Origin of the sequence: Niveispirillum sp. (assembly GCF_017996735.1) — a bacterium.
GTDB lineage: Bacteria > Pseudomonadota > Alphaproteobacteria > Azospirillales > Azospirillaceae > Niveispirillum.
This window is the reverse complement of sequence record NZ_JAGOGJ010000017.1, coordinates 1-18,580: the sequence shown is the minus strand read 5'-3', so window position 1 is coordinate 18,580 and position 18,580 is coordinate 1. Positions and strand designations below refer to the sequence as shown.

Genomic DNA, 18,580 nt, shown 5'->3' with positions numbered 1-18,580 from the left:
TAGGCCGAAAGGCATAGGGAGTTTACACTACCTTTACGGGAAATTGTCAGCTTTTCGCGGACCGGGCCATCGCTCTTTCGGGTTTGTCCAGCGCCCGGAAACCGAACTTGGCGTACAACCCGTGCGCGTCGGCGGTAAACAGCAGGAATCGGCGCAGTTCCGCCCATTCCGGCCGGTTCACAACAGCATCCACAAGGAAGGTCCCCAGCCCGCCGCCCCGGCGGTCCGGGTCAACCCAGACATCCGCCAGATACGCAAAACTGGTGTGGTCGGTGATGACCCGGCAATAGCCGATCTGGAAACAATTGAAACCATAGAGGCCGATGGCCACCGAATGACGGGCGGCGCGCTCCACTTTCTCGCGACTGATTCCTGGCGACCAGTAACTGGATGCCAGGGCCGGATGGATGACGTCAAAATCCAGACGGGCGGGATCGTTGCTGACGACATGCCCGTCGGCCCGGCGGACTTCCCAGATATCCATGTCGCCCCCTACCGGTTAACGGCCATATGCGCGGCAAGCCCCGCCAGAACCGTGCCCATCGCCACGCGCTGCGCCCGCGCCCAGGCCGGACGGCTGGCCAGGAAATGCGCGATGCCGCCGCCGACCACGATGAAGATGGCATTCACCGACAGGCTGATGACGATCTGCACGGCCCCCAGTTCCAACCCCTGCGCCAGCACTGACCCACGCGCGGGATCGATGAATTGCGGCAGCAGCGACAGGTACAGCATCGCGGCCTTGGGATTGAGCAGGTTGGTAACCAGCCCCATCATATAGAGACGGCGCGGACTGTCGGGCGGCAGGTCCCGCACCTGGAAGGGCGAATGGCCACCCGGCCGCAGCGCGTTCCAGGCCAGCCAGGCCAGATAGGCGGCGCCGGCCCAGCGCACGATATCAAAGGCCAGCGGAAGGGCGGCCAACATGGCGGTCAGCCCCAGGACCGTGGCCGTCAGGAAGATGACAAAGCCCGTGCCCACGCCGGCCAGGGAAACCAGTCCCGCCGCCCGCCCCTGACAGATGGACCGGGAGACGAGATAGGCCATGTTGGGGCCGGGCGTCAGCACCATGCCCAGGCTCAACGCCGCAAACCCACCCAGGACCGGCAGCGGTACCGGCAACAGGGGATCAGACATGGATGGCACCCTCCAGATAAAGCACGGCATGCCCGGCGATATGCACCCGCTCACCCAGCATATGACAGGACAGGCTGCCGCCACGCGCCGAAACCTGCCGCGCCGTCAGCGCGGCTTTACCAAGACGGTCGGCCCAATAGGGGATCAGGGTACAATGGGCGGAGCCGGTGACGGGATCCTCGGGAATGCCGTCCATCGGCGCGAAGAAGCGTGAGACAAAATCCACGCCGCCGTCTCCGGGTGCGGTGACGATCACCATGCGCCCCACACCAGACAGCAAGGCCATATCCGGCGACAGGGCCCGCACCGTGGCTGCGTCCTTGTACACCACGAACCAGTCGCGGGCCGCCAGCACCTGCTCCGGCACGGGGCCGCCAAGGGCGCGGATCAGGTCGGGATGCACCTCCTGCGGCACCGGCGGCCGGCTGGGAAAATCCAGCGTGTACAGCCCGTCCGCATAGGACACGGCCAGATCGCCCGCCACCTTGGTCCGGAAGCGGAATGTCACGGCGGTGGGGTCGATGATTGTGCGGATGATGAAGGCCGAGGCCAGCGTGGCATGGCCGCACAGGTCGATTTCATTGACCGGCGTGAACCAGCGGATGAACCACCCCTCCCCCTCCCGCACAAAAAAGGCGGTTTCGGCCAGATTGTTTTCCGCCGCGATGGATTGCATCAGGTGGTCGGGCAGCCAGCTTTCCAGTGGCACGACGGCGGCGGGATTGCCCGCAAACAATGTGTCGGTGAAGGCATCAACCTGATAGATCGGCAACCGCATCATCAACTCTCCTGACCGGGGCGAAGCGAGACAATCACCAGCTACAATCAAGACAATTTGGGTTCAATCTGAAAATTGTATCTAAAACAAGTTTCGTTAGAGCAGCAACAACAGCGCGCTGGCCGCCGTGGCCAGTCCCAGGGCGCCATTGAACAGGCGCAGACGTCGGTCATCGCGCAGCCAGCGGCCCATGGCCTGCCCGAACAGCACCCAGACCATTGTCCAGGGCATGCCCACAACCAGGAACATGCCGGTGACAGTCAGGATGCTGCCCCATTCGCCCAGTTCCGGCATGCGATAGATGGCATGGACCGACAGGGCCATGGCCAAGCCCTTGGGATTGATGAACTGGAAGGCGGCGGCCTGAAGGAAGGTCAGGGGCTGGGCGCGCGACCCCGCCTCTGGCCGGCCGGCGGTGCCGATCTTCCAGGACAGGTAGAGCATGTAGGCCACGCCGGCAAATTTCAGCAGCTTTTCAAGCAAAGGAACGGCGCGCATCAAGGCCTCGCCCCCGATCCCGGCCAACATCAACAGGGACCCGAACCCCACCAGAATGCCCAGAATGTTGGGGACGGTGCGGCGGACGCCGAAGGTCGCGCCGCTGGCCGCCAGGATCATGTTGTTGGGACCCGGCGTCACGGAGGTCGCAACGCAATAGGCGGCAAGCGCCAGCAGGGTTCCCGTCAGGCTGCCATCCATCACGCACCCTCCATGTATGGGTGACAATCCATATTGTCACCATCAATCTGCGGATATTGTCACTCTGCGCTGTGTTTTTGTCGGGTTGAAGCAAACCCTCATCCTGGATATTGTGGGGACAATCAGGCGTCAATGCGCGGATTGTTCCTGGCACCCATGCGACAAAGGGGGACAATTTCGCCATGCAGGGATACGCAGCATGAACCAGCCCGCCACCGTCCGCTGGCAACCCTCCATCGCCCATCGTCAGGGGCCGCTCTACCGCGCCATCGCGGCGGCGCTGGCGGAAGATATCGCCAACGGCACCCTGCCGCCGGGCGCCCGCCTGCCCACCCACCGCGACCTGGCCTGGGACCTGAAGGTCACCGTCGGCACCATCACCCGCGCCTATCAGGAAGCGGAGCGCCAGGGGCTGATCGGCGGCGAGGTCGGGCGTGGCACCTTCGTGCGTGATCCGCGCCGGCTGGTCGAACCCGTGGCCGAAGGCGGCGGCAGCCTGATGGAGGTCAATCTCGGGCTGATCGACCTGTCGGTGAACGCCACGGCGCTGTGGCCGGACGCGCAGGCCCTGACGGCCGCGACCCAGGCCGTGGCGCAACGGCCGGATCTGGTGGCGCTGATGTCCTATCAGACGCCGCTGGGCCATCCGCGCCTGCGCGCCGCCATTGCCGACTGGCTGGCCGACAGCGCCAACATGCATGTGGCGCCGGAACAGGTGCTGCTGGCCGTCGGCGGCCAGGGGGCGATGCTGACGGCGCTGTCGGCCGTGACGCGGCCAGGCGACACGCTTCTGGTGGAACAACTGACCTATACGGGTTTGCGGGCCGTGGCGCTGCATCTGGGTCTGCGGCTGGTGCCGGTGGCCATGGATGCCGAGGGGCTGTTGCCCGAGGCGGTGGAACAGGCGGCCCGCGCCCATGGGGCGCATGCGCTCTATTGCATGCCGACCTTGCAGAACCCGACCACGGCGACCCTGTCGACCGACCGGCGCCGGGCGCTGGTCGATATTGCCCGGCGCATCGGCCTGATGATCATCGAAGATGATGTCTATGGTTTCCTGAAGCAGCCGGCCCCGCCGACGCTCTACAGCCTGGGTCCCGACGTCACGCTCTATGTCAGCAGCCTGTCAAAGTCGCTGTTCCCGGGCCTGCGCACCGGCTATGTGGTCGGCCCGCGCCCCCTGTTCGACCGTCTGGCCACCATCCTGCGCGCCACCGTCCTGGCGCCCGCCCATATGGGAACGGTGGTGGCGGCCGAACTGATCGACAGTGGCGAGGCGGGGCGGATCGCCCAGCGCCGCCGCGCGCTTGTGGCGGAACGCCAGACGCTGGCCCGCGCCTGCCTGTCGGGCCTGGACCTGTCCGGCTCAGACGCCGACGTCACCCATCTGTGGCTGCCGCTGCCGGAGACGGTGCGGCGGGACGATCTGGTGCGCGGCGCGCTGGAACGCGGGGTGAAGGTGACCTCCGCCGACGGATTCAGTGTCGGCAAGGGCGAAGCCCCCAATGCCGTCCGCATCTGCCTGATGGGCGTCGATCATGCCAGTCAGCTTGAAAAGGGCCTGTCCGTGCTGGAGGGTCTGATCAGCAATCCCGTCGCCACCAGCGCCGCATGGGTGTGATCCCACCGGTCACGACGTCCTCTCGGGCACGCCCATCCATCCTCACGCCGACAGCAGGCGCTCGGCCAGTTCAATGTCGGCCGCCTTATCGACATCGACAGCCGCCAACCCGAACGGCATTTCCACCATCGCGGCCCTGGCCCCGGTGATCCGGCCCAGCCGCGCCAGGGCCGCCGTCACGGTCAGGCGACCCAGAAGGAAGCGCAGGATGGAAACGGGGCCAAGCAGGCGGATCATGCGCAGCGGATGCTTGCGCTGCGCCTCCACCTGCCGCCAGGTCTGTGCCACCGCCAGCGATGCCGGGGTGCGGAAGGCGAACATGTTGCAGCCGGAAAAGGCCCCGTCGGCAAAGCGCAGCCAGGTGCGCTTGGTGTCCGGCACCGCCGACTGAACCACATTGTCGCGGGCCAGCGCGACGCAGACATCGGCGTCGCGGGGCAGATGGGCCAGGAAATGCTCCACCCATTCGGGGCGCAGCAGCGCATGGTCGGCCGTCGTCACAAACATCGGCGTGCCCAGCGTCTCCAGCGCCGCCGACACGGTGCGGCTGGGGCTGCCCTCCGCCGGCAGCAGGGCAAGCCGCCCGCCGGCCAGCAGCAGGCCCAGTTCGGGATGCTGTTCCACCAGCTCCGGCCGTTCGATGGCGATATGGATGGTGCCGACGCTGGGTGCGGCCGTCAGGGCACGCACGACCCGGACCAGCATGGGCACACCGGCGATGGGGGCCATGGCCTTATGGCTGACCCCCTTCAACCGCGCCACCGGATCGTCCGGTCCGCGTGAGCCGGCCAGGACCAACGTCGCCATCCCGGTCACAGCGGCTTCTCGTACAGGCGATAGGTTTTATAGCGGGAGGTGCCGACCGCTTCGATGATGCGGCGCATGGGCATGTTATCTTCCAGGATCCAGGACAGTTCGATCCAATCATAGCCCAGTTGCTTCGCCTCCCGCCGCATCGACTCGATGATCAGGAAGGGCAGCACCGCCTGCAGCCAGCCGCCGACATCGCGCCGCACGCCCATCAGGGGCACGCGCGCCGTCTTCACGCCGCGCACCTTCAACCGCCACAGCAGCTTGACGATGCCGAAGGGAAACAGCTTGCCACCCAGATCGGCGATGGCCTCGTTCAGGTTGGGCAGACAGACGCCGAAGGCCACAGGCTTGCCATCCAACTCGGCAATCCAGGCCAGTTTCGGATTGATCAGCAACTTCAGCGACTTGGCCATCTGCTTGGTTTCGGCCTCCGACAGCGGCACAAAACCCCAGTTGCCGGCCCAGGCATTGTTGAAGATGGAGGTGATGTTGGCCAGATCCTGCTCGTACCGCTTCATGTCCAGCATGCGCAACCGCAGGCCCGACGGCAGCGGCCGTTCGATCATCTGCCGCACGGACTTGGGCAGGGCCTTTTCGATGTCGTACAGATAGGCGTAGACATCCTTGGCCTTGACCAGCCCCGCCCCCTCGATCCGTGCCCCCAGATAGGCCCGGTCATGGCCCATCAGCAGCATGGGCGGGCGGTCCCAGCCATCGACCAGCAGCCCCGTCTCCTCGTTGATCGACAGGTTGAAGGGGCCGACCATGCGGACCATGCCGCGCGCGCGCAGCCAGTCGGCGGCCGCCGCGAACAGCGCATCCACCACCGCCTGGTCATCCTCCGCCGCCAGCAGGCCGAAATGGCCGGTGGCATCCTTGCGGATTTCCAGCCCGGCCCGATCGATCTGGGCAGAGATGCGGCCAACCACCCGGTCCCCACGCAGGGCCAGGAAATACATCACCTCGGCATGCTGGAAATAGGGGTTCAGCTTGGGCGACAGCGTCTCCTGCCGCTCCATATAAAGCGGCGGGACCCAGTTCGGGTCACCTTCATGCAGGCGGTATGGCAGGGCGATGAACCGGTCAACGCCCTTGGAACCGGGTTCCACCTGCTCGATGCGGATGCCGGCGTCCCCGCCCTTGACCGCGGTCAAGATGCAGCCTTCACGCCGTCGCTGCTGCCCGATGCCGGCGGGCGCGGCGGCCGGTCGCGCGGCGGCGCCCCCGTCAGATCCATCACCCAGGGATAACGCTTCGCCTCTTCCACATCATAACCCAGGTTGAACACGGTCGGGCTGCGCGGCTTCTGCTTCGCCTCGCGGTAGAAGGTGCCCAGCAGCATGTCGGGACCATAGGAGATGATGCCGTAGTTCCCATCCTCATTATGGAAGTGATGGTAGAGGTGCAACTGCTTGATCCGCGCCACCCAGTTCCAGGTCGGCTTGTAGTTCAGATGCTGGATGCAGTGGAAGAATTCATAGATGCAGGTGGTGACCAGACCGGTGGCCAGGGCCGTGGCCGCCGCCGCCTTGCCATCGATCAGGTACCCGACCGGCACCGTCACCAGCGCGATGGTGGGCAGAGTGTTGGCCAGGCTGCCGAACAGCACTTCCAGCTTGTGCGGGTCCTGGTGATGGTCGAAATGGATGCGTTTCCATAAACCGGCCGACCATTTCATGCGGTACAGCCAGCGGCCATGCAGGATGTAGCGGTGGATCAGGTACCAGGCCATCGGATAGATCAGCGTGGCGACCAGCACGGTCAGCGCCATCAGGCCCCAATTCTCCGTCCAGATCACCGCCAGGATCGCCGATACCAGCGCCAAAGCCGCATAGGCCTGGATCGCCGGATATGTGGAATAGGCGAAGGCCAGTTCCCGCAGGTTCATCTTGCCGAGGTCATAGCTGCGGCCGCTCCAGGCATCGCCCCACATGCCCCTACCCTTTCCGAAATCATCCGCACGGCCGGAGGGCCGTTATCACCAAGCGGTCAAATTAGGCCCCGCCGGGACCGGCTTCAAGAGCGATGCGGCGTTGCGACACCGTGGCGCCTATCCTTCCACATAAACCATGATGGCCCCGCCGATGGCGGCGAAGAAGATCAGGGGGGCCCAGACGGCAACCACGGCCGGCAAGGCGCCCGCCTGCCCCATGGAACTGAGGATGCCCGACGACAGCAGGAAGACCAGGCCGATCACGGTGCCCAGCGCCAGACTGCCCATGGCGCCCCCGCGCCGGCGCATGCCATGCGCAACCGGGGCCGCCAGCAGCAGCATGACCAGCGAGGCCAGGGGTGCTGCATAGGTGGAATGCAGACGCGTGGCATAGAAGGACGGGCTTTCGCCGCCGGCCCAGCTTCCGCGTACGATGCGCAGCAACCGGTGGAAGGAGATATTCTCCGTCGGCTTGCGCAGGTCGACCATATTGTTGGGCGACAGGTCCACGTCCCACAGGGTGCTGGCCTCCTGCGTCACGCGGACCGGATCGCCGATACGTGTGCGCACGACATCGGTCAGGTGCCAGCCATCGGGCCGGCGTTCACCGCGTGCCGCCGACATCAGGCCGGTGGCCTTGCCCTGCCTGTCGCGGCTGATCATTTCCAGCCCCTCGATGGTGCGGCCATCGTCGGAAATGGTGGCGATGCGCACGACATCGTCGCCCAGGCGGAACCAGACCGGTTTCACCGGGTCATCGTCCTTCGCCTCCGACGGCAGTTCCGTTGCGGCCCACCAGGTGACGAAGCTGCGTTCGGCGCGGGGCGCCACCTGATCGGCCAGGATGAAATGGCCGATGGCCACCACCAGCGCCGCCGGCAGCAGGGCTCCCATAATCTGGTACGGGGTCATGCCCACCGACCGCATCGCCACGATCTCGTTGGTTGACGCGAAGGTCCAGAGCGTGGAGAGCGACCCGATCAGCACGGCCAGCGGCACGACCCGTTCCACCACCATGGGCAAGCGGATCAGCGTGTAATAGACCAGACCGCCGCCGCCCAGCCCCCGCTCCAGCACGGTGGAGGCGGCGTCCAGCAGGTCCAAAAGCTGCAACAGCGAGGACAGTGCGATCAGCACCGACAGGACGCGGACCAGGAAGGTGCGGGTCAGGTAACGGGTGATGGTGCTGCGATTCATGGCCTGCGTCCCCCCGCCTTCTTCGTCAGGCGTTTGAACAGACGGCCGACGAAGCCCGTCGCGGTGTCGATGGCATCGAACATGGCGGCGAACGGATTCTCACCCGGCCGCACATCGGCCCGATGGAACAGCCAGCCACAGAGCAGGCAGAACAGGGCGAACGGCACCCAGATGCCGATCACAGGCGGCAATCGCCCGACATCGCCCAGGCTTTCGCCCAACTGGATCAGGTGGTGATAGATGATCAGGATCAGGGTGGCCAGCGCGATACCCTGCCCGCGCCGCGCCCGCTTGGCCGCCATGCCCATCGGCACGGCCAGCAGCGGCAGCAGCGGCAGCGACAGCGACCGCGCCAGCCGCGCATGCAGTTCGGATTCGACCTTGTTTCGCGGCAGGATCGATTGCGGATCGTGCAGTTCCGACCACAACTCATGCAGGGTCAGTTCACGTTCGCTGCCGCCACGGTCACGAAACGGCTCGGTCACCAGCTTGAACGGCTTGTCCAGGGTCAGTTCCCCGAACTCCATCACCTGACGCCGTCCATCGGGCAGCATGCGCACCTGCACCCCGTCATGCAGGGTCAGCAGCACACGCTGCCGGTCCGGCGTGGCGGCCAGGGCGCCGGTGACGGCGGTGGTCACCCATTTTTCACCATCGTCGCGGTCCTGCTGCACAAACACCTTTTCCAGGCGGCGGCCCGTCACATCCACCAAGTCGGCGGAAATGGTCACCCCTTCACCCGCATCGACAAAGGTGGCCTGCGGCACGGTCGCATCCCAGGCGGCATTGACCACCATGTGGTAGATGGCGCTGTAGCCATAGCGGCCATAGGGCTGAAGATAGCCGAACAGGATGATGGAAAAGGCCATCAGCGCCACGCCCAGCACCAGGAAGGACCGCGCGATGCGCGGCACCGACAGGCCCGCCGATTGCAGCGCATCCAGTTCATTATCCTCGCCCATGCGGGCCACGATGATGAACATGGAGATGAAGAAGGCCGCCGGCAGGGCCAGCCCCAGATAATGCGGCACCAGATTGGCCACCAGCCGGATGACCATGTCGAATGGGCCGCCATGGTTGGCCAGCAGATCGAACAGCCGCAGCAGCCGTTCCATCAGCAGCGCCACCAGCACGACCAGCAGCGACGCGAAGAGCGGCTTCAGCGTCTCCACCATGATATAGCGGTCGATCAGCCGCGTGGAATTCAGCTTATAGTGCCGTTCGACCGGCGGCGCGGAACCGTTCACGTCACATCCACCCAAATGGCCTTCAGGTCGGCGGTGAGGGCGGCCAGCGTCGTGGCATCCAGCGCCACGGCCTGTGCCAATGCCGGCGGACCGGGCCAGCCGGCATCCGGAAAACCGATGCCCGCATAATCCCGCGCCCCCTCATACCGGGGGATAACGTGAAAATGCACGTCAGGGTCCACCATCATCAGCATCAGGTAATTGATCTTCTGATAGGCGGTGAACCGCGCCAGCAGCTTTTCCACCCGTGCCACCACGGTCTGCAGCTCGGCAAAGGCGGCCGGGGACAGTTGCCCGAAGGCCGTCGCCGGCTCCCTGCAGACCAGCACCAGCGACCCCAGCGCCGGCTGCTGCGGCCGCACCTGGACCGACCATAAGTCCGTCTCCGCCACGACGCTGGCCGGATGGCCGAATTTCAGCATGGTGGCATTGGGCTGGGTCATGAGGAACAGCACTCGAATGGGAACAAGAAGGACGGGCACTTTAGTGCGGAATGCAAGGGACCGGAACCACCATTATCCGGGACCGCGAAGCGCGTCGGCCCAACCTATGGCATTGCCGGCAGCCGCAGGCTCCAGCCGCCCAGCGCCGTCACCGGGGCATCCCGGCGCTCCACCCCGCGAACCTCCACCTGCACCCGCCAGTCCGGGCCGTCTGTGTCCACCGTCACAAGATGCCAGCGCGCCGGCATGTCATGGCGATAACCGATGGCCGAGGCGGATGGTGCCGTCAGGCTGGGGATCGGGCCCAGCGGACCCTTCACCATCGACAGGTTGGCGACATGGGCATGGCCATGCAGCAGCAGTTCCGCCCCCGTCCGGGACAGCAGATCACGCAGGTCCCGCCGGTCGGTCAGGCCCTTGCGACTGGACACCACGCCATCGGCCACGGGATGATGCACCATCAGCACACGGAACAGCCCGCGCCGCCCCGCATCGGCCAGCATATCGCCCAGCCGCTGCATCTGTTCACGGCCCAGATGCCCCTGGGCCAGCAGCGGCGCCGTCGGCACGCCCGAATTGGCGCCGATGAAGGCCACGGGTCCACGTTGCCGCAGATAGGGGAATGCCACCGCCCCCTGCCCGTCGCCCGTCATGTAATCGGCCCAGAGGCCCAGACCGTCGGCAAAGGGCACAGGCACCATGGCATCATGGTTGCCGGGCACATAGGACACATCCCGCGCGGCCCCCAGGTTCCGCAGCCATTCGGCCCCCCGCCGGAACTCGCCGGGCAGGGAGATATTGGCGATGTCGCCGGTCACCGCCCAATGGTCCACCCGCTGGGTCCGGATATCCGCCAGGATGGCGGCCAGCATGGCGGGCGTGTGGGCATGGCGGCGCTTTCGCTGCCAGGACTGATAGGACAGGGTCCGCTTGGACAGCCATTCCAGCCCTTTCGGACGGTCGGGTTCCAGCGGCAGATGCGGATCGGACAGGTGGGCGAAGCGGAAGGGCTGCATGAACGCCAAGCTACAATGCCTTACGGGCGATAGGCAAAGCCCGCGTCAGGGAGTATGTAGACCATCAATAAACCCACCTGATCACGGTTCACGCCTTGTCCGCCGACAATAACGCCGCTGAAGCCACCCCGCCCATGGCCGCCACCATCGGCGACAATCCCGTTCGCCTGTGGGGCATGACATCCGCCGAACGCCTGCGCCGCCAATGCGTGCGCAATGGCGTGAAGGAGGTCCGGGCCTGGGACGGGCTGGATCAGGGCCAGGCACAGTTGCTGCTGCGCACCGACTGGGTGTTCGACGAGGTGCTGGTGCGCGATCTGGCCCGGCGGCCGGGCACCATCCTGGTCGACAGCCGCAATCAGGAGCCGGTAGCGGCCCATGTCCCGGCCGAGGATGCGGCAGAGGTGGCGGAGATGCTGAGCAGCAGCCGAATCGTGCCGGCCGCTCTGTCGGCCCGGCTGCGTGTGCTGGTGCCGGACGACCTTTCTTCTTCGTATAATCATGCGCTGCGCAAGCGGGAGACGCCGTTCCTGCTGCGCCTGACGCCCGAGGCGCTGCCCAAGATCGAACAGCGCATGTTCGCCGGCAGCTATAAGGGCGTCACCGACGTCATCACCAAATATGTCTGGCCGCTGCCGGCCCGCCATGTGACCAAGCTGTGCGCCGTGCTGGGCATGACGCCCAACATGGTGACGGGCATTGGCGCCGTCCTGATGCTGCTGGCCCTGTGGCTGTTCGCGGAGGGGCATTACCTGCCCGGCCTTGCCGCCGGCTGGGTCATGACCTTTCTGGATACGGTCGATGGCAAGCTGGCGCGCGTGACGCTGACCAGCAGCAAATGGGGCAATATCTTCGACCATGGCATCGATCTGGTGCATCCGCCCTTCTGGTGGTGGGCCTGGGTCGCGGGCCTGTCGGCGGCGGGCTTCACCATGCCGGGCGGGGAGCTTTTTGCCCTGATCGTGATCTGGGCCGGCTATGTGTCGCAGCGCCTGCAGGAAGGCTATTTCATCAAGCGCTTCAAGATCGACATGCACACCTGGCGGCCGTTCGACAGCTTCTTCCGGCTGATCACGGCGCGGCGCAACCCCAATCTGGTGATCCTGACGCTGGCCACGCTGCTGGGCCGCCCGGATATCGGCATGGCGCTGGTGGTCTTCTGGATCGTGGCCTGCTTCGGCGTGCATATGGCGCAGATCATCCAGGCGGAACAGGCGTCCAAGAAGGGGCCCATCACCTCCTACCTGTCCGCCTGATCCATCATGGCGCGTTTGGGTCTGATCCGTAATCCGTTCAGCCATCGGAACAAGGCGGGCGCTGCCAGCCTGCCCGCCGATGCCGCGCGTCTGTTCAGGGACCATGTGGCCTCCCCCGACACGCCGGAAAAGCTGGTGCAGGCCCTGCGCGGCTTTGCCGATGGCGGCGTGGATATCGTCGCGGTCGATGGCGGCGACGGGACCGTGCGGGAGGTGCTGACCGCCCTTCCCCATGCCTATGGCGATGCCCCGCCGGCACTGGCCATCCTGGCGGCCGGCAAGACCAACCTGATCGCCGCCGATGTGGGCACCACCGGCTATGGCCGGCGCGGGCTGGCAGGCCTGGTGCGGGCCGCGCATGAGGGGACGCTGGGCACACGCACCACGCGCCGGCCCGTCCTGTCGCTGCATTGGCCGGACGGGGAGCATGGCGATGTGCGCGGCATGTTCATGGGAGCCGGGGCCTTCACGCGGGGCACCGACCTGGCCAACGCCGCCATCCACAAGGCCGGTTTCACCCAGGAAATCGCCGTCGCCCTGACCATGGCCGGGGTGCTGGGCCGGGCGCTGATCGGCAATGACCAGCATGGCTGGCTGGCCGGTGAGGATTTCGGCGCGGTGGTCGATAACGGTCCGGTACTGGACGGCAACCGTTTCCTGTTCCTGGCCACCACGCTGGACCGGCTGATCATGGGGCTGTGGCCCTTCTGGGACCATGGCACGCGGCCCCTGCGCTATCTGGATGTGGCGGCCAATCCGCCGGGCCTGCTGGGTGCCCTGCCCCGGTTGATGACGGGGCGGCCCAGCGCCGGCATGCTGAATGCCGGTGCCTATCGGTCCGGCGGGGCGGAGCGGATCGCGTTGCGCCTGACCCGGCCGCTGATCATGGATGGCGAGACGTATCCCGCTGGCCGTGTCATCCTGTCGGCCCAAGACAGCATCAGCTTCGTTCAGCCGTGACCGATCCGCTTTCCGCCCTGATCGATCAGGAATGGGACATGTCCCTGCCCGCCCCCGCCACCGCCCTGGTGGCGGCGCTGGTGGCACATGGGGGGGACAGCGTCGCGGCCGTGCTGTTCTACGGTTCCAACCTGCGGTCGGGCGATATGGAGGGGGTGCTGGACTTCTATGTGCTGGTGGACAGCCTGACCGGCTGGCGCGACAGCCGCCCGCTGGCACTGGCCACCCGCCTGCTGCCCCCGACCGTGGAATATTGGGAAGTGCCGTGGCAGGGCCACACCCTGCGCGCCAAGGTGGCGGTGATGGGCATCGACCAGTTCACCCAAGCCACCCGTTTCGATGGCATGGACACCACCATCTGGGCCCGCTTCACACAGCCCGTAATGCTGGCCCATGCCCGTGATCAGGCCGCCCGCGCGCAGGTGCGCGCCGCCGTGGTGCAGGCCGTGACGACCGCCACAAGCTGGGCCGCCTTACTGGGGCCAGCCGAGGGAACGCCGCGCGATTACTGGGAGGCGCTGTTCAAGGCCACCTACAGCGCCGAACTGCGCGTGGAGAAGGCGTCGCGCGGGGTCAGCATCGTGGATCATGCCGCCGACCGCTATGCCGCCCTGCTGCCGCCGGCCTGGGCTGCGGCGCGGGTCCCGTTCGAGGAACAGCCCGATGGCCGGTTGCGGCCGCTGCTGACCCCCGCGGAACGCGAACGCGGCGCCAGCGCCTGGGCCTGGCGCGGGCGATTCGGCAAGGGACTGAACATCGCGCGGCTGGTGAAGGCCGCCTTCACCTTCACCGGCGGGGTCGATTACCTGCTGTGGAAGCTGCACCGCCATTCCGGCGTGCGCCTGGAACTGACGCCATGGCAACGGCGGCACCCGATCCTGTCGGCACCCGGCATCCTGTGGAAGCTGAAACGCATGGGGGCGATCCGGTGAAGGGGCGGGTGGCAGCGAACCCTACGCTGGCCCATTACAGCGCCCATGCGGCGCTTTACGCCGATCTTCTGGCCGATCATGACAGCGCCTTCGCCCGGCAACGGTTCCTTGAGGCCCTGGGCCGGACCGCACCCGCCATCCTGGACCTGGGCTGTGGCGCGGGTCGCGACCTTGCCGGTTTCCGCGACGCCGGGGCGCGTGTGACGGGCGCCGACGGCAGCGCCGCACTGGCCGCCATCGCGGTGGAGCGTGCGCAAAGCAAGGTGCATGTGCTGGACCTTCTGTCCCCCGCGCCGGCCCCGTGGATGGACGCTGCCTTCGACGGCATATGGGCCCATCATCTGTTTTTCCATCTACCCAGCCCAGCCCTGCCCCCCATCCTGGCCCGGCTTCACGGCTGGCTGCGTCCCGGTGGGGTATTTTACGCCTGTGATCCCATGGGCGACGGCATGGAAGGCATGGCGCAGGATGGGCGCCATCTGGTTTTCCGCCGGCCGCAAAGCTGGAAGGCGGCGGTCAGGGCAGCCGGTTTCCGGCTTGAAGCGGAATGGCGCCGGCCGGAAGGACTTCCGCGCCGCCAGCAGGACTGGCTGGCCACGCTGTGGCGGGCGGAACCCTGAAAAAATAAAAACCCCGTGGGAACCTTTCGGTCCCCACGGGGTTTAGAAAACAGCGACGCTGTTTACTCGGCGGCGGTCTGGACCAGGGCCGGCTGCACGCCCAACTGCCGGGCCACCTTGGCGAACAGGTCAATGGCGGTATCGATCTGCTTTGTCGTGTGGGCGGCGCTGACGCTGGTGCGCAGCAGCGACTGGCTGTTCGGCGTGGCCGGCGGCAGGGCGAGGTTCAGGTACAGCCCCTCTTCCAGCAGACGGTTCCAGAAGGTGATGGCCAGTTCGATCGACGGCAGGGAAACCGCCACGATCGGGTTGACGTCCGGACCCACCTGGAAGCCCAGATTGCGCAGGCCGTCATACAGACGCTTGGAATTGGCCATCAGCTTGGTGCGCAGGCCCGGCTCTTCCTGCAACCGCTCCAGCGAGCGCAGGCAGGTGGCGATGACCGAGGGCGGCAGCGAGGCCGTGAACATGTAGGGGCGGCACGCCACCCGCATCACGTCGAAATCCGGCAGGTCGGAGACGCAGAAACCGCCGACGGCGCCCAGGCTCTTGGAGAAGGTGCCGACGATGAAGTCGACATCATCCTCAACACCCACTTCCTGCGCCAGACCACGGCCGGTCTCGCCCAGCACACCCATGGAATGGGCCTCGTCCACCAGCAGGTAGACGCCATTCTCACGCTTGACCTGGGCGAATTCCTTCAGCGGGGCCACGTCACCCAGCATCGAATAGATGCCTTCGACCACCACCAGCTTGTTGCCGGGATGATCGGCCACGCGGCGCAGACGCTTGTTCAGGTCCTCGGGGTCGTTGTGACGGAAGCGGATGACCTGGGCCGGGGTCATCTTGGCCGCGTCATAGATGCTGGCATGGCTGTCGCTGTCCAGGAACAGCAGATCATCCTTGCCCACCAGCGTGGAGATGATGCCGAGGTTAGCCTGATAGCCGGTCGTGAAGACCATGCAGCTTTCGCGGCCATAGAATGTCGCCAGTTCCCGCTCCAGCGCCGCATGGCCATCATAGCTGCCATTGGCGATGCGCGAACCGGTCGTGCCCGTGCCAAACGATTTCAGCGCGTCGACACCCTTGTCGATGCAGCTCTGGTCGAAGGTCAGGCCCAGATAATTGTTGGTGCCGAGCAGGATCGTGCGGCGGCCGTTCAGCATACCCTCCGTCGGGGAGAGCATGGCGTCGAACTTTACCGTGAACGGGTCACGGCCGGCGCCGGCGATACGGTGATAATGCTCGCGGAGCTTGGTGTACTTGGCAAGGATCGTCATGTCTCAGGCGTGCCCCCGGAGTTCCGATATGGTCCTGGCCAGGTCGCCGATGGTTTCGACCTCTGCGATCCGCTCCATCGGGATCGAGACATCGAACTTATCCTCGAGCACCATCACGAAATCCATGACAGCCAGACTATCCAGGCCAAGATCACGCGTGATGCTGGTCTCCGTCGTAACGGTGACCGGCGTTGGCAAGGTCTTCACAAGGGCGGCGATGATGGTTTCCACGATGTCGTTGACGTCGGTAGTCATTAAAGCGCCCCGGTAACCAGTCGTAAAAAGTTGTTGCAGTGGCGAAGACGCCGGTGCCCCCCGGCATTCCCGTCCTAAAAAGCGTCACTTTCCGGTAAGGTAATTGCAACGCCAAAGGATGCAAGAACAAACCACAAAACGCATGCAGCACCTGTGACAGATGACACAGCACAGGGCAATTCCGCAACAGTTTGCAGCGAACTTTGTTCACATCGCTATATCCAGCGATGATCACGGTACCATTTTGCCGCACCCGCGAAGCCGGCGCGCAGACCGACACGCGGTTTCCATAGCGATTCAGGCGGCATTGACTGCGACGCGAGCGACCAGTCCGGATGCGTGATTTCGCGCGTCTTGGGCAGGGTCAGCATCACCGCCCTTCCCGTCAGGGCCGCCGTGAGGCTGCCCGCCATGCCGACCGCGCGCAGCACCGGCACGGGGACGCGGACCCGCAGGGCCCGCCGCCCCACGGCGGCGGCGGCGCAATCCAGCAGCGTGGGCCAGTCATAACCGCCGACATTCCCGTCGCACAGGCCGAAGACCTGCCCGCGTGGCCCGCCGGGGGCGGCCAGGGCGGCGATGGCGTCGGCCGCGTCTTCCACCTGCACCATGGCCAGCCTTGCGTCGGGGCCACCCAGCACCGGCACCACCGGCCCCGCCGCCGCCTGGAACAGGGACAGGGTCTCCCGGTCCCAGGGGCCATAGATGGCGGGCGGGCGCACGATGCACCAATCCCCCCCGCCATAGGCGCCGATGGAAGCCGCCTCCCCCGCGCGCTTGCTGGCCGCGTAATGCGACAGGTGCGGCTGCGTCGCGGCCTGGCTGGAGATGACCAGAAGACGGGCACCGGGGGCGTGGGTGGCAACGGCACGGCCGACCGCAGCCGACCCGCCCTCATTGACGGCGAAGAAGCCGGCGCGGTCCCTGGCCTTGATCAGGCCGGCCGCGTGGATGACGACATCCGCGCCCGTGACCAGCCGGGCCAGCGCCGCCGCATCCCGCAGATCACCCGGCACCAGTTCCGGCCGGACATCGGCCAGCACAGGATGCACGGGGTCCTGGCGCACCAGCATACGAACCGAAAAGCCGGCCCGATGCAGGGCCGCCACGACGAAGCGGCCCAGGAAACCCGTGCCCCCCGTGATGGCGGCGACCTTCATGATCAGGCGGACAGGGTGGCGTTGGCGCCGAATTCACCCGCCAGCAGCATCTGCCGCGCCTTGGTGCGCGACAGCTTGCCGGACGAGGTCTGGGGCAGCGAATGGGTGGGCACCAGCACCACCTTCACCTCCAGCCCGTGGGCCGCGCGCAGCACACCCTGCACCTGAGCCGCGAGCGCGGCGCGCGCCTCTTCCTGCGTCGGGCGGCACTGGACCAGCACCACCACCTGCTCCCCGCCATCGCCATCGACGGAGAAGGCGACGACGTCACCGCTGCGCAAGGACTCGATGGAATGTTCGGCCGACCATTCCAGATCCTGCGGCCAGATATTGCGGCCATTGACCAGGATCAGATCCTTGGCCCGGCCCGTGATCACGATCTGGCCCCGGCACAGATAGCCCAGATCGCCCGTGTCCAGCCAGCCATCGGCCGACAGCACGGCGGCAGTTTCGTCCGGCCGGTTGAAATATTCGCGCATCAGCGACGGCCCGCGCACAAACAGGCGTCCCACCTGCTTTTCACCCAGCAGCATGCCATCGGCGTCCCGCACCTCGATGGCATGGCCGGGCAGGATGGGGCCGTTCAGGACAAATTCGCGCTGACGCTCCGTCTGCGGGCCGGGCGGAACGGCCACCGCCTCTCCCTCCAGCTTGTCCAGATCGATCCGGTCGGTGACCAGACCGTCACCCAGCGGCGCGAAGGAGAGGGCCAGGGCTGCCTCTGCCATGCCATAGGACGGAACGAGGGCGCCGGCGTTGAACCCGCGCGGGGCAAAGGCGTCGATGAATTTGCGCAGCACGCGCGGGCGGACCATGTCGCCGCCGATTCCCGCCCCGCGCCAGGTGGACAGGTCGATCCCCTCCGTCGATGCCGTCTCCGCGCGCCGTGCGGCCAGTTCGTAGCCAAAGCTGGGGCTGTAGGACAGGGTGCCGCCATTGCGGGTGATGATGTTCAGCCACAGCAGCGGCCGGCGGGCAAATTCACGCGTGGGCAGATAGTCGATGGAAACCTGACAGACCAGCGGGGTCAGCAGGAACCCGACCAGCCCCATATCGTGATACAGCGGCAGCCAGGAGACGCAGCGGTCGGCGGCGGTGATATGCAGGCCGTGATGGGTGATGGCGTGGGCGTTGGCCATCAACGCCTTCTGCGTCACCGCCACGCCCAGCGGGAAGCGCGTGCTGCCCGAGGAGAATTGCAGATAGCAGAGATCATCGGGGCCGACGGTGGGC

At 66.2% G+C, this 18,580-nt stretch carries 20 protein-coding genes; 5 read left to right on the top strand and 15 right to left on the bottom strand.

Annotated features, from left to right (window positions below; all coding sequences use genetic code 11):
* Positions 1-46 precede the first annotated feature (46 nt).
* The 4 genes from KBA48_RS08245 to KBA48_RS08230 form a co-directional block, all read right to left on the bottom strand.
* A complete protein-coding gene (locus KBA48_RS08245) occupies positions 47-484 on the bottom strand; it encodes a GNAT family N-acetyltransferase (protein ID WP_292905090.1) in 438 nt (145 codons plus the stop codon).
* 8 nt (positions 485-492) lie between these two features.
* Positions 493-1,137 carry a LysE family translocator gene (locus KBA48_RS08240; RefSeq protein ID WP_292905088.1) on the bottom strand — a complete coding sequence of 215 codons (645 nt, stop codon included), beginning with the start codon at positions 1,135-1,137 and terminating at the stop codon, positions 493-495.
* Positions 1,130-1,918, bottom strand: a complete 789-nt coding sequence (locus KBA48_RS08235; RefSeq protein WP_367273823.1) for a PhzF family phenazine biosynthesis protein — start codon at positions 1,916-1,918, stop codon at positions 1,130-1,132. Before KBA48_RS08235 ends, KBA48_RS08240 begins: the two co-directional genes overlap by 8 nt.
* 93 nt (positions 1,919-2,011) lie before the next feature.
* Complete coding sequence (locus KBA48_RS08230; RefSeq protein WP_292905086.1) at positions 2,012-2,614, bottom strand: LysE family translocator; 603 nt, start codon at positions 2,612-2,614, stop codon at positions 2,012-2,014.
* A gap of 199 nt (positions 2,615-2,813) precedes the next feature.
* Between KBA48_RS08230 and KBA48_RS08225 the strand changes: the two genes are divergently transcribed.
* A complete protein-coding gene (locus tag KBA48_RS08225) occupies positions 2,814-4,235 on the top strand; it encodes a PLP-dependent aminotransferase family protein (RefSeq protein WP_292905085.1) in 1,422 nt (473 codons plus the stop codon).
* Positions 4,236-4,277: 42 nt separating this feature from the next.
* Here KBA48_RS08225 and KBA48_RS08220 read toward each other — a convergent pair whose 3' ends face one another.
* The 7 genes from KBA48_RS08220 to KBA48_RS08190 form a co-directional block, all read right to left on the bottom strand.
* A complete protein-coding gene (locus KBA48_RS08220; RefSeq protein ID WP_292905084.1) occupies positions 4,278-5,042 on the bottom strand; it encodes a nucleotidyltransferase family protein in 765 nt (254 codons plus the stop codon).
* A 5-nt stretch (positions 5,043-5,047) separates the two neighbouring features.
* Positions 5,048-6,202, bottom strand: a complete 1,155-nt coding sequence (locus KBA48_RS08215; protein WP_292905083.1) for a dATP pyrophosphohydrolase — start codon at positions 6,200-6,202, stop codon at positions 5,048-5,050.
* A complete protein-coding gene (locus KBA48_RS08210) occupies positions 6,199-6,981 on the bottom strand; it encodes a sterol desaturase family protein (RefSeq protein WP_292905082.1) in 783 nt (260 codons plus the stop codon). The genes KBA48_RS08215 and KBA48_RS08210 overlap by 4 nt, the downstream gene beginning before the upstream one ends.
* 117 nt (positions 6,982-7,098) lie before the next feature.
* Positions 7,099-8,178, bottom strand: coding sequence for an LPS export ABC transporter permease LptG (lptG, locus tag KBA48_RS08205; RefSeq protein WP_292905081.1), 1,080 nt, complete (start codon positions 8,176-8,178; stop codon positions 7,099-7,101).
* Complete coding sequence (locus tag KBA48_RS08200) at positions 8,175-9,425, bottom strand: LptF/LptG family permease (RefSeq protein ID WP_292905079.1); 1,251 nt, start codon at positions 9,423-9,425, stop codon at positions 8,175-8,177. The genes lptG and KBA48_RS08200 overlap by 4 nt, the downstream gene beginning before the upstream one ends.
* Positions 9,422-9,868, bottom strand: coding sequence for an HIT family protein (locus KBA48_RS08195; RefSeq protein ID WP_292905077.1), 447 nt, complete (start codon positions 9,866-9,868; stop codon positions 9,422-9,424). The genes KBA48_RS08200 and KBA48_RS08195 overlap by 4 nt, the downstream gene beginning before the upstream one ends.
* A gap of 104 nt (positions 9,869-9,972) precedes the next feature.
* Positions 9,973-10,884 (bottom strand): metallophosphoesterase, encoded by a 912-nt coding sequence (locus tag KBA48_RS08190; RefSeq protein ID WP_292905075.1) that lies wholly within the window; start codon positions 10,882-10,884, stop codon positions 9,973-9,975.
* 95 nt (positions 10,885-10,979) lie between these two features.
* Here KBA48_RS08190 and KBA48_RS08185 point away from each other — a divergent pair, with 95 nt between their 5' ends.
* Genes KBA48_RS08185 through KBA48_RS08170 form a run of 4 tightly spaced genes read left to right on the top strand, consistent with a single transcriptional unit; the run spans position 10,980 to position 14,652 of the window.
* The gene (locus KBA48_RS08185; RefSeq protein ID WP_292905073.1) at positions 10,980-12,140 is read left to right on the top strand and encodes a CDP-alcohol phosphatidyltransferase family protein; all 1,161 of its coding nucleotides are present in this window, start codon (positions 10,980-10,982) and stop codon (positions 12,138-12,140) included.
* A gap of 6 nt (positions 12,141-12,146) precedes the next feature.
* Complete coding sequence (locus KBA48_RS08180; RefSeq protein ID WP_292905071.1) at positions 12,147-13,100, top strand: diacylglycerol kinase family protein; 954 nt, start codon at positions 12,147-12,149, stop codon at positions 13,098-13,100.
* On the top strand, positions 13,097-14,032 hold the full coding sequence (locus tag KBA48_RS08175; protein WP_292905069.1) for a hypothetical protein: 936 nt from the start codon (positions 13,097-13,099) through the stop codon (positions 14,030-14,032). The genes KBA48_RS08180 and KBA48_RS08175 overlap by 4 nt, the downstream gene beginning before the upstream one ends.
* A gap of 8 nt (positions 14,033-14,040) precedes the next feature.
* A complete protein-coding gene (locus KBA48_RS08170; protein ID WP_292905067.1) occupies positions 14,041-14,652 on the top strand; it encodes a bifunctional 2-polyprenyl-6-hydroxyphenol methylase/3-demethylubiquinol 3-O-methyltransferase UbiG in 612 nt (203 codons plus the stop codon).
* Positions 14,653-14,714: 62 nt separating this feature from the next.
* Here the strand turns inward: KBA48_RS08170 and KBA48_RS08165 are convergent, their stop codons facing one another.
* From KBA48_RS08165 to KBA48_RS08150, 4 genes are all read right to left on the bottom strand, one after another.
* On the bottom strand, positions 14,715-15,932 hold the full coding sequence (locus KBA48_RS08165) for an aminotransferase class I/II-fold pyridoxal phosphate-dependent enzyme (RefSeq protein ID WP_292905065.1): 1,218 nt from the start codon (positions 15,930-15,932) through the stop codon (positions 14,715-14,717).
* 3 nt (positions 15,933-15,935) lie between these two features.
* Entirely contained in the window at positions 15,936-16,187 is a 252-nt protein-coding gene (locus KBA48_RS08160; RefSeq protein ID WP_054167148.1) for an acyl carrier protein, read from the bottom strand.
* 215 nt (positions 16,188-16,402) lie between these two features.
* Positions 16,403-17,347, bottom strand: coding sequence for an NAD(P)-dependent oxidoreductase (locus tag KBA48_RS08155; protein ID WP_292905058.1), 945 nt, complete (start codon positions 17,345-17,347; stop codon positions 16,403-16,405).
* Positions 17,348-17,349: 2 nt separating this feature from the next.
* A partial coding sequence (locus KBA48_RS08150; protein ID WP_292905056.1) for a fatty acyl-AMP ligase occupies positions 17,350-18,580 on the bottom strand: 1,231 nt, incomplete at its 5' end.

Excerpts from the sequence above, each read along its gene's own strand:
- KBA48_RS08225 (WP_292905085.1), top strand. The coding sequence starts at position 2,814 with ATGAACCAGCCCGCCACCGTCCGCTGGCAACCCTCCATCGCCCATCGT.
- KBA48_RS08160 (WP_054167148.1), bottom strand. The coding sequence starts at position 16,187 with ATGACTACCGACGTCAACGACATCGTGGAAACCATCATCGCCGCCCTT.
- KBA48_RS08190 (WP_292905075.1), bottom strand. The coding sequence starts at position 10,884 with ATGCAGCCCTTCCGCTTCGCCCACCTGTCCGATCCGCATCTGCCGCTG.
- KBA48_RS08165 (WP_292905065.1), bottom strand. The coding sequence starts at position 15,932 with ATGACGATCCTTGCCAAGTACACCAAGCTCCGCGAGCATTATCACCGT.
- KBA48_RS08180 (WP_292905071.1), top strand. The coding sequence starts at position 12,147 with ATGGCGCGTTTGGGTCTGATCCGTAATCCGTTCAGCCATCGGAACAAG.
- lptG (WP_292905081.1), bottom strand. The coding sequence starts at position 8,178 with ATGAATCGCAGCACCATCACCCGTTACCTGACCCGCACCTTCCTGGTC.
- KBA48_RS08195 (WP_292905077.1), bottom strand. The coding sequence starts at position 9,868 with ATGACCCAGCCCAATGCCACCATGCTGAAATTCGGCCATCCGGCCAGC.
- KBA48_RS08210 (WP_292905082.1), bottom strand. The coding sequence starts at position 6,981 with ATGTGGGGCGATGCCTGGAGCGGCCGCAGCTATGACCTCGGCAAGATG.
- KBA48_RS08245 (WP_292905090.1), bottom strand. The coding sequence starts at position 484 with ATGGATATCTGGGAAGTCCGCCGGGCCGACGGGCATGTCGTCAGCAAC.
- KBA48_RS08240 (WP_292905088.1), bottom strand. The coding sequence starts at position 1,137 with ATGTCTGATCCCCTGTTGCCGGTACCGCTGCCGGTCCTGGGTGGGTTT.
- KBA48_RS08230 (WP_292905086.1), bottom strand. The coding sequence starts at position 2,614 with ATGGATGGCAGCCTGACGGGAACCCTGCTGGCGCTTGCCGCCTATTGC.
- KBA48_RS08220 (WP_292905084.1), bottom strand. The coding sequence starts at position 5,042 with ATGGCGACGTTGGTCCTGGCCGGCTCACGCGGACCGGACGATCCGGTG.
- KBA48_RS08155 (WP_292905058.1), bottom strand. The coding sequence starts at position 17,347 with ATGAAGGTCGCCGCCATCACGGGGGGCACGGGTTTCCTGGGCCGCTTC.
- KBA48_RS08235 (WP_367273823.1), bottom strand. The coding sequence starts at position 1,918 with ATGATGCGGTTGCCGATCTATCAGGTTGATGCCTTCACCGACACATTG.